Origin of the sequence: Kitasatospora sp. NPDC057940 (genome assembly GCF_042887425.1) — a bacterium.
Taxonomy (GTDB): Bacteria; Actinomycetota; Actinomycetes; order Streptomycetales; family Streptomycetaceae; genus Kitasatospora.
The window spans coordinates 42242-52683 of record NZ_JBHVPH010000041.1 but is presented as its reverse complement, the minus strand read 5'-3'; the positions used below and the strand labels follow the sequence as shown (position 1 = coordinate 52683).

The window sequence follows — 10442 nt, the reverse complement described above, 5'->3', positions numbered from 1 at the left end:
GGGGTGGCCCCCCCCCGGGGGTGCACCCGCGCGGGGGGGCGGGGCCCTGCCGCACGACCCTCCGGGGGTCAGCGGTAGTTCACGTACTGGATCGCGAAGTCCAGGTCCTTGCCCTTGAGTAGTGCCTGTACGGTCTGCAGGTCGTCGCGGCTCTTCGAGCTGACCCGCAGCTCGTCGCCCTGGACCTGCGCCTTGACGCCCTTCGGGCCCTCGTCGCGGATGATCTTCGCGACCTTCTTGGCATCCTCCGTGGAGATGCCCTCCTTGATGTCCGCGAAGATCTTGTACTCCTTGCCGGACAGCTGCGGCTCACCGGCGTCCAGGGCCTTGAGCGAGAGTCCGCGCTTGATGAACTTGCCCTGTAGGACGTCCAGGATGGCCTTCACGCGCTCCTCGCCGTTGGCCTTCATCTCGATCTTCTCGCCGGAGCGGCTGATCTCGCCGCCGACGCCCTTGAAGTCGAAACGGGTGGCGATCTCACGGGAGGTCTGGTTGATCGCGTTGTCGACCTCCTGCCACTCGACCTTCGAGACGATGTCGAAACTGGAGTCGGCCATGGGTGTTGGTCTCCTTGATGTTCTGGCTTCACTGACACGGCCTGCCCCACCGGGCGTCCGCCTCCCCAGCCTATCCAGCGGCACCCCGCCCCCGCCCCCGACAGCCACGCCGTGGCCCTTGATCATCACGTGACCTATCGAGTGGCGGAGCACCCCCTGGCATCAGGTATTGTTTACGACGTCGAACGGGGCGGACGCCCCGGGGGACAAGATCCTGGCTGGTTGCCCGAGCGGCCAAAGGGAGCAGACTGTAAATCTGCCGCGTAAGCTACGCAGGTTCGAACCCTGCACCAGCCACAGGACAGAGAACGGCCCCCGATCTGCGGAAACGCGGATCGGGGGCCGTTGTCGTTTCCCGGCGCGTGAAGGCCGCGGTGCTGCCGGTCGGCGGCGGGGACACTTATTGCGCATTGCTTGCAATTACGGGTAGCAGGCAGCAGAGTGGGTGCGGGGGTGGGTGGGGCCGTTCAGCGTGATTGTGGTGGTGTCCCGGGTGTGCGTAGGGCGCGCCGGGGGTTCTTCGCAAGAGCTGGTCGTCTTCCCAACCGGCGCCCGCCGGGACAGCGGCCCACCCATCCCCGCCACCCCCCGCCATGAGCTCTGCCGCGGTGCGTCAAGGGCCCGTCAATGGTTCCTGGGACGGCGTCAGGAACGCGTAGGGGTCGGGGGAAGGGCAGGGGTGCGGCCCGCAGGATCGGAGGAACAACCGATCGCGGAGGTTCCGTCCGATGCCCAGCGCCATCACCACCCCGGCCGTCACGGCCGAACCCGAACCGCCGGACACCGGCGCGGGCGACGAGCGGCACCGGCTGAGTGCGCTGGGCGGCCTGGCGGCGCTGTCGTTGGACGCCATGGCCTCGGTCGCGTACGGGCCGGAGTCGATCGTGCTGGTGCTGGCCGCGGCCGGGGCGTACGGGCTGGGCTTCACGCTGCCGGTGACGGTGGCGATCGCGGTGCTGCTGGGCGTGCTGGTGGCGTCGTACCGGCAGGTGATCGCGGCGTTCCCGGACGGCGGCGGCTCGTACGCGGTGGCGAAGGAGCACCTGGGCCGGCGAACGGCGCTGACCGCGGCCGCCTCGCTGGTGATCGACTACATCCTGAACGTGGCGGTCTCGGTGACCGCGGGGGTGGCGGCGCTGACCTCGGCGGTGCCGAGCCTGTACGACCAGCGGGTCTGGCTGTGCCTGGGCGTGCTGGCCCTGGTGACGGCGGTGAACCTGCGCGGGATCGCCGAGTCGGCGCGCTGGTTCATGGCGCCGACGGCCGTCTTCGTGGTGTCGATCCTGGCGATCATCGTGGTCGGCCTGTTCCGGGACGGCCCGGCGAGCACCGCGGCCGCCGCGGGCCACGCCTCGACGCTGGCCGAGAACGCCACGACCGTCGGCGCGCTGCTGCTGCTCAAGGCGTTCGCGGCCGGGTGCTCGGCGCTGACCGGGGTGGAGGCGGTGGCGAACGCCGTCCCGTCGTTCCGGACCCCGCGGGTGAAGCGGGCGCAGCACACCGAGGTGGCGCTCGGCGCCCTGCTCGGCGTGATGTTGATCGGGCTGGCCGTGCTGATCGGCCGTTTCCACCTCCAGCCGGTGGAGGGCGTCACGGTGCTGGCCCAGCTCGCCGACGCCTCGCTCGGCCACGGCGCGGCCTTCTACGTCGTCCAGTTCGCCACCGTGGTGCTGCTCGGGCTGGCCGCGAACACCTCCTTCGGCGGGCTGCCGGTGCTGCTGCACCTGCTCGCCCGGGACAACCACCTGCCGCACGTGTTCGCGCTGCGGGCCGACCGCCAGGTGCACCGGCACGGGGTGCTGTTCCTCGCCCTGGTGTCGGCGGCGCTGCTGGTCGGCTCGGGCGGGGACGTGAACAGCCTGGTGCCGCTGTTCTCGATCGGCGTGTTCGTCGGGTTCACGATCTGTCAGGTCGGCATGGTCCGGCACTGGTCCGTGCACCGGCCGGCCGGCTGGGTGTGGAAGGCCGTGCTGAACGGGTTCGGCGCGCTGCTCACCGGGGTCGCGACGGTGGTGGTGACCGGCACGGCACCAAGTTCACCGAGGGCGCCTGGGGCATCGTGGTGGCGCTGCCGCTGCTGGTGGTGCTGTTCGAGGCGGTGCACCGCAGCTACGGGCTGATCGGGGAGCGGCTGGAGCTGGGCCGGGTGCCGGGCGCGGTGACCCGCCAGCGCAGCCTGGTGGTCGTGCCGGTGACGGCCATCACCCGGCTGACCCGGGACGGCCTGTCGGCGGCGCTGTCGCTCGGCGACGAGGTGCTGGCGGTGACGGTGGTGCACGAGCAGGCCGAGGCGGAGGCGCTGCGGCGGGACTGGGAGCTGTGGCAGCCGGGCGTGCCGCTGGTGGAGATCCCGGAGGACCGCCGCCGGCTGGGCCAGCCGATCGCCGCGTTCGTGAACCGGCTCGGCGAGGAGCACGTCTACGACCGGCTGACGGTGCTGATCCCGGAGGTGGAGCCGGCCCGCTGGTGGCAGCGGGCGCTGCAGAACCGGCGCGGCGCCGTGATCGACCGCGCGCTGCGCCGGCACACCGACGCGGTGGTCTGCCGGCTGCGGATGCGGATGTGACCCGGGCCGCCGCCGCTGAGGTGCCGGGCGGACGAGCGGGCTTGGGGGAGGGCGCCCCGGGGGGCGTCCACACCCTGGACGCCCGATAACAACCTGGCATCTTGACACGGTCTTAACGGGGCGGCCTTGACGCCCTCGATACGCCCGGCACTCACCCGCCCGCAGCTGCTCTGACCTGCGGGAAAGCCTTTGATCTGGTGGGTGTTGGGCGATCTCCGCAACGAATTCCGTTGCGTTTTCCCGACCTAACCTCACATTTGTGTTCAACGTGCCCCAGGCGCTCAAGCGCCTCGTCATCGGCCGGGCCATGCGCAGCGAGGAGCTCGGCGAGACGCTGCTGCCCAAGCGGCTGGCGCTGCCGATCTTCGCCTCCGACCCGCTCTCCTCGGTCGCCTACGCGACCCAGGAGATCCTGCTGGTGCTCACCGTCGGTGGCGCCGCCTTCCTCTACCTGACCCCGTGGGTCGCGGCCGGTGTGGTCGCGCTGATGGCGGTCGTGGTGATGTCCTACCGCCAGGTGGTGCACGCCTACCCGAGCGGCGGCGGCTCGTACGAGGTGGTGTCCCGCAACCTCGGCGCCAACTCCGGTCTGGTGGTGGCCGCCTCGCTGCTGGTCGACTACGTGATGACGGTCGCGGTGTCGGTGGCCTCAGGGGTGGACAACATCATCTCGGCGCTGCCCTCGCTGGCCGGTCACCGGGTCTGGCTGGCGCTGGGCTTCGTGCTGCTGCTGATGGCGGTGAACCTGCGCGGCGTCCGGGAGTCCGGCAAGGCCTTCGCCGCGCCGACGTACCTGTTCATCGGCGGCATCCTGCTGATGGTGGTCACCGGGCTGGTCCGGGTCGCGCTCGGCGATGCGCCGGTGGCGTCCAGCGCCTCGTACGGGATCCTCCCGGAGGACGGCAAGGACACGGTGGCGGGCCTCGGCCTGCTGATGCTGGGCCTGCGGGCGTTCGCCTCCGGCTGTACGGCGCTGACCGGGGTGGAGGCGATCTCCAACGGCGTCCCGGCCTTCCGGGCGCCGAAGGCGAGGAACGCCGCGCGCACCATGGCCGTGATGGGCACCACGGCCGTGGTGATGTTCGCCGGCATCACGGCCCTCGCGCTGATCGCCAAGGTGCACATCACCGAGGGCGGCGCCTGCCGGCTGACCGGCTTCCCCGGCGACTGCGCGAGCACGCCCCAGCAGACCGTGATCGCCCAGCTCGCGGCGGCGATCTTCGGCGGCGACCACAGCGTGCTGTTCTACGCGATCCAGGCGGTCACCGCGCTGGTGCTGATCCTGGCCGCCAACACCGCCTTCAACGGCTTCCCGCTGCTGGCCTCGATCCTGGCCGAGCACCGCTACCTGCCCCGGCAGATGCACACCCGCGGGGACCGGCTGGCCTTCTCCAACGGCATCATCGCGCTCGCGGTGGTGGCCGGCGGGCTGCTCTGGCTGTACGACGCGAACGTCACCAGCCTGATCCACCTGTACATCCTGGGCGTCTTCACCTCCTTCACGCTGTCCCAGATCGGCATGGTCCGGCACTGGAACCGGGCGCTGGCCACCGAGACCGACCCGGCGGTGCGCCGCTCGGCGCTGCGCTCCCGGGTGATCAACGCCTTCGGCGCGGTCGTCACCGCGCTGGTGCTGGTGATCGTGCTGCTCACGAAGTTCACCCAGGGCGCCTGGCTGGCCGTGGTCGCCGCGCTGGTGCTGTGGCTGATGATGCGCGGCATCCGCCGGCACTACGACGGCGTCGCCGCCGAGCTGGCGGTGGACGACCCGGAGGCCGAGTCGGCGCGGCCCGCCCGGGTGCACGGGATCGTGCTGGTGTCCAAGCTGCACAAGCCGACGCTGCGGGCGCTCGGCTACGCGGAGGCGTTCCGGCCGGACTCGCTGGAGGCGCTGACCGTGGCGGTGGAGCCGGAGGCCACCGGCGAGTTGGAGCGGCAGTGGACGGAGGCCGGCGTCCGGGTGCCGCTGAAGGTGCTGGACTCGCCGTACCGGGAGATCACCAAGCCGGTGCTGGCGTACGTGCGGGAGCACCGCCGGGGCAGCCCCCGGGAGGCGGTCGCCGTGTTCATCCCGGAGTACGTGGTCGGCCGCTGGTGGGAGCACCTGCTGCACAACCAGTCGGCGCTGTGGCTGAAGAGCCGGCTGCTGTTCACGGCGGGGGTGATGGTGATCAGCGTGCCGTGGCAGCTGACCTCCTCCGGGCGCGCGGGCGGCCCGTCGCGCCGGGCGCCCGGCGCGGTGCGCCGGGGCGAGCCGGCCCCGGGGAGCGGGTACGAGCGGCTCCCGGCGCCGGAGAAGGTCTGACGGGAGCAGTAGCAGGCCCCCCGGCCTCCGTCGGGCCCGGCCCCCCGCACCAACCCGCACCCCCACCCGTACGGAAGCCCCGGAATCCCGGGGCTTCCGGCGTTCCGGCGCCGGGCCGATCACGGCCTGATGACGACGGTCACGGCCCGGTGAAGCGGGCGTCAAGGTCGCGTCAACGTCCCGCAGTCACCCGTATGGAGGGCGTCAGGGAGCCATAACGCGCCTCTGACGGCTGCTTTGCTGCATCTGCCGGTCGTCCGCCGGCGCCGCGCGAAGCCCCCGGCCCGCCCGCGGCAGTCTCCCGAACCGCTCTGGTGGAGCCCATGTCCGATCTCATCTACGTCGGTGTCACGGTCGCCGTGTTCGCCGTCATCGCCCTGATCGCGCGGGGGGTGGAGAAGCTGTGAGCGCGGAGAACATCGCAGGTCTGATCGTGGCCGTCGCGCTCGTCGGCTATCTCGTCGTGGCGCTGATCTTCCCGGAGAAGTTCTGACATGGGATCCACTCTCGCGGGCTGGCTGCAGGCCCTGGCCCTGGTCGGGGCCCTGGCCCTGTGCTACCGCCCCCTCGGCGACTACATCGCCAAGCTCCTCACCACCACCAAGCACCTCAGAGTCGAGCGCGGCATCTACAAGGTGATCGGCGTCGACGGCGACGCCGATCAGCGCTGGCCGGTGTACCTCCGCTCGGTGCTGGCCTTCTCGGCCGTCTCCGTCCTCTTCCTCTACGGCCTGATCCGCCTCCAGGGCTACCTGCTGCTGAACCTGGGCGTTCCGCAGATGGAGGGTCACCAGGCCTGGAACACCGCGATCTCGTTCGTCGCGAACACCAACTGGCAGTCCTACGCCGGTGAGTCCGCGATGGGCCACCTGGCGCAGATGGCGGGCCTGGCGGTGCAGAACTTCGTCTCCGCGGCCGTCGGCATCGCCGTCGTCGGCGCGCTGATCCGGGGCTTCACCCGCAACCGGACCGACCGGGTCGGCAACTTCTGGGTGGACCTCACCCGGATCAACCTGCGCCTGCTGCTGCCGATCTCGATCGTCTTCGCCCTGGTCCTGGCCGCCTCCGGCGTGATCCAGAACTTCCACGGCTTCCACGAGGTGGCCACGCTCAGCGGCGAGGTGCAGAAGATCCCGGGCGGCCCGGTGGCCTCCCAGGAGGTCATCAAGCTGCTCGGCACCAACGGCGGCGGCTTCTTCAACGCCAACTCCGCGCACCCGTTCGAGAACCCGACCGGCTTCTCCAACCTGGTCGAGATCTTCCTGATCCTGCTGATCCCGTTCGCGCTGCCGCGGGCCTTCGGCCGGATGGTGGGGGACAACCGCCAGGGCTACGCGATCCTCGCCGTGATGGGCCTGTTCTGGGTCGCCTCGACCGCCCTGCTCACCTTCGCCGAGTCGCAGCACCAGGGCACCGCCCTCCAGGCCGCGGGCGCCGCGATGGAGGGCAAGGAGCAGCGCTTCGGCATCGCCGCCTCCGGCCTGTTCGCCGCCTCGACCACGCTGACCTCGACCGGCGCGGTGAACTCCTTCCACGACTCGTACACGCCGTTCGGCGGCGGGCTGACGGTCTTCAACATGATGCTGGGCGAGATCGCGCCCGGCGGTGTGGGCTCCGGCCTGTACGGCATGCTCGTGCTGGCGATCGTCGCGGTGTTCGTCGCCGGTCTGATGGTCGGCCGCACCCCCGAGTACCTGGGCAAGAAGCTCGGCGGCCGGGAGATGAAGTTCGCCTCGCTGTACATCCTCACCACGCCGACCCTGGTGCTGGTCGGCACGGGCCTGGCGATGGCCCTGCCGGGCGAGCGGGCCGGGATGCTCAACTCGGGCGCCCACGGCTTCTCCGAGGTGCTGTACGCCTTCACCTCGGCCGCCAACAACAACGGCTCGGCCTTCGGCGGCATCACCGTCAACACCGACTGGTACGACACGGCGCTCGGCCTGGCGATGATCTTCGGCCGCCTCCTGCCGATCGTCTTCGTCCTGGCGCTGTCCGGTTCGCTCGCCCAGCAGCAGCCGGTCCCGGCCACCCCGGGCACCCTGCCCACCCACAAGCCGCTGTTCGTGGGCCTGCTGTCGGGCGTCATCCTGATCGTCGTCGGCCTCACCTACTTCCCGGCCCTGGCTCTCGGGCCGATCGCGGAAGGTCTCTCCTGATGTCCACCCCTACGCTCAACCCCGCACCGGCCGACAAGGCCGAGCCCGCCGCGCAGCACAGAGTGGCCAGCGGCCTGCTCGACCCGAAGCTGATCGTCGCGTCCCTGCCGGACGCGGTGAAGAAGCTCGACCCCCGGGTGATGGTCAAGAACCCGGTCATGTTCGTGGTCGAGGTCGGCTCGGTGGTCACCACCGTCTCCGCGATCGCCAGCCCGTCCGTGTTCGCCTGGGCCATCACCGTCTGGCTCTGGCTCACCACGATCTTCGCCAACCTGGCCGAGGCCGTCGCCGAGGGCCGCGGCAAGGCCCAGGCCGACACCCTGCGCAAGACCAAGACCGAGAGCGTCGCCCGCCGGCTCACCGACTGGCCCGCCACGCAGGCCGAGGAGGAGGTGCCGGGCACCGCGCTGCGGCTCGGCGACCACGTGGTGGTCGAGGCCGGGCAGATCATCCCCGGCGACGGCGACGTCGTCGAGGGCGTCGCGAGCGTCGACGAGTCGGCGATCACCGGCGAGTCCGCGCCGGTCATCCGGGAGTCCGGCGGTGACCGCTCGGCGGTGACCGGCGGCACCAAGGTGCTGTCCGACCGGATCGTGGTGAAGATCGCCTCGGAGCCCGGCAAGTCGTTCATCGACCGGATGATCGCCCTGGTCGAGGGCGCCGCCCGGCAGAAGACGCCGAACGAGATCGCGCTGAACATCCTGCTCGCCTCGCTGACCATCGTCTTCCTGGTCGCCGTGGTGACCCTGCAGCCGATGGCCACCTACGCGGGCGCCCCGCAGTCGATGATCGTCCTGGTCGCCCTGATCGTGGCGCTCATCCCGACCACCATCGGCGCGCTGCTCTCCGCGATCGGCATCGCCGGCATGGACCGGCTGGTGCAGCGCAACGTGCTGGCGATGTCCGGCCGGGCCGTCGAGGCGGCCGGCGACGTCAACACCCTGCTGCTGGACAAGACCGGCACCATCACCCTGGGCAACCGCCAGGCCGCCGAGTTCCTGCCCGCCCCGGGCGTGTCCACCGAGGAGCTGGCCAGCGCCGCGCAGCTGTCCTCGCTCGCGGACGAGACCCCGGAGGGCCGCTCGATCGTGGTCCTCGCCAAGACCGAGTACGGCCTGCGGGCCCGCGCCCAGGGCGAGCTGACGCACGCCACCTGGGTCCCGTTCACCGCCCAGACCCGGATGTCCGGCGTCGACCTGGACGAGGCCGAGGCGGTCCACCAGGTCCGCAAGGGCGCGGCTGGCGCGGTCACCAACTGGGTGACCGAGAACGGCGGTTCGGTCGGCAACGAGGTCTCCGCCCTGGTCGACGGGATCTCCGCGGCCGGCGGCACCCCGCTGGTGGTGGCCACCAAGGTCGGCGCCAAGCCGGCCCGCGTCCTCGGGGTGATCCACCTCAAGGACGTGGTCAAGGAGGGCATGCGGGAGCGCTTCGACGAGCTCCGCCGGATGGGCATCAAGACCATCATGATCACGGGCGACAACCCGCTGACCGCCAAGGCGATCGCGGAGGAGGCGGGCGTGGACGACTTCCTCGCCGAGGCCACCCCCGAGGACAAGATGGCGCTGATCAAGAAGGAGCAGGAGGGCGGCAAGCTGGTCGCGATGACCGGCGACGGCACCAACGACGCCCCCGCGCTCGCCCAGGCCGACGTCGGCGTGGCCATGAACACCGGGACCATGGCGGCCAAGGAGGCCGGCAACATGGTCGACCTGGACTCCAACCCGACCAAGCTGATCGAGATCGTCGAGATCGGCAAGCAGCTGCTGATCACCCGTGGCGCGCTGACCACCTTCTCGATCGCCAACGACGTGGCCAAGTACTTCGCGATCATCCCCGCGATGTTCGCCGGGGTCTACCCGGGCCTGAGCCACCTCAACATCATGGGCCTGCACAGCCCGCAGTCCGCGATCACCTCGGCGATCATCTTCAACGCCCTGGTCATCATCGGCCTGATCCCGCTCGCCCTGCGCGGCGTGCGCTACCGCCCGTCCGACGCCAGCTCCCTGCTGCGCCGCAACATCGGGGTCTACGGCTTCGGCGGTCTGGTGGTGCCGTTCGTCGGCATCAAGCTGATCGACCTGATCGTCCAGTTCATCCCCGGCCTGAGCTGAGAGAGGAGAATCCGATGTCCAAGCCCCTGCCGACGACCGTCCGCACCCACTTCACCGCACTGCGGGCGCTGCTGGTGCTCACCGCGATCCTCGGGATCGCCTACCCGCTGCTGGTCACCGGGATCAGCCAGGTCGCCTTCACCGAGAAGGCCAACGGCTCGCTCGTGAAGTCCGACGGCAAGGAGGTCGGTTCCAGCCTGATCGGCCAGAACTTCAACCTCCCGAAGAAGAACCCCGACGACCCGAAGGAGGAGGCGCAGCCGGACCCGAAGTGGTTCCAGCCCCGCCCCTCCGCGGCCGGGACCGGCTACGACTCGTCCTCGTCCGGCGCCTCCAACCTCGGCCCGAACAGCGACGACCTGCTGAAGGCCGTCAACGACCGCCGTGCCGCCGCCGCCGAGTTCGACGGCGTCGCCCCGGAGAGCGTCCCGGCCGACGCGCTGACCGCCTCCGGCTCCGGCCTCGACCCGTACATCTCGGTCGCCTACGCCGAGGAGCAGGTGAACCGGGTCGCCAAGACCCGGAACCTGTCGGCGGACGCGGTGCGGAAGCTGGTCGAGAAGTACACCGAAGGCCGCTCGCTCGGCTTCCTCGGACAGGAGGGCGTCAACGTCCTCCTGCTGAACCGGGCCCTCGCGGAACAGAAGTGACCGGCGGAACAGGAATGACCGGCGGAACAGAAGCGACAGGTCAACGGCTGGATCCGTGAAACAGGCCGACCCGGGCCGGGGCACCACCCCCGCG

Annotated in this window: 6 protein-coding genes, 1 tRNA gene and 1 pseudogene; 7 read left to right on the top strand and 1 reads right to left on the bottom strand. The window is 70.7% G+C overall.

The genetic code is table 11. The annotated features are described in order from the left end of the window. Positions 1–68: 68 nt before the first annotated feature. Positions 69–557 (bottom strand): YajQ family cyclic di-GMP-binding protein, encoded by a 489-nt coding sequence (locus ACFVTF_RS35935; RefSeq protein WP_063348915.1) that lies wholly within the window; start codon positions 555–557, stop codon positions 69–71. 216 nt (positions 558–773) lie between these two features. Here ACFVTF_RS35935 and ACFVTF_RS35930 point away from each other — a divergent pair. The 7 genes and pseudogenes from ACFVTF_RS35930 (at position 774) to kdpC (ending at position 10348) form a co-directional block, all read left to right on the top strand. Next, positions 774–854 (top strand) — tRNA-Tyr (locus ACFVTF_RS35930). Between the two features lie 431 nt (positions 855–1285). Next, positions 1286–3123, top strand: a pseudogene (locus tag ACFVTF_RS35925) (APC family permease). A gap of 307 nt (positions 3124–3430) precedes the next feature. After that, on the top strand, positions 3431–5428 hold the full coding sequence (locus ACFVTF_RS35920) for an APC family permease (RefSeq protein ID WP_387818226.1): 1998 nt from the start codon (positions 3431–3433) through the stop codon (positions 5426–5428). Positions 5429–5831: 403 nt separating this feature from the next. After that, entirely contained in the window at positions 5832–5921 is a 90-nt protein-coding gene (kdpF, locus tag ACFVTF_RS35915) for a K(+)-transporting ATPase subunit F (protein WP_037971201.1), read from the top strand. A gap of 1 nt (position 5922) precedes the next feature. Further along, positions 5923–7584, top strand: coding sequence for a potassium-transporting ATPase subunit KdpA (kdpA, locus tag ACFVTF_RS35910; RefSeq protein WP_371518382.1), 1662 nt, complete (start codon positions 5923–5925; stop codon positions 7582–7584). Continuing rightward, positions 7584–9698, top strand: coding sequence for a potassium-transporting ATPase subunit KdpB (gene kdpB / locus ACFVTF_RS35905; RefSeq protein WP_363580038.1), 2115 nt, complete (start codon positions 7584–7586; stop codon positions 9696–9698). The genes kdpA and kdpB overlap by 1 nt, the downstream gene beginning before the upstream one ends. Before the next feature lie 14 nt (positions 9699–9712). Continuing rightward, positions 9713–10348 carry a potassium-transporting ATPase subunit KdpC gene (kdpC, locus tag ACFVTF_RS35900; protein WP_371518384.1) on the top strand — a complete coding sequence of 212 codons (636 nt, stop codon included), beginning with the start codon at positions 9713–9715 and terminating at the stop codon, positions 10346–10348. The last annotated feature ends 94 nt before the right edge of the window (positions 10349–10442 follow it).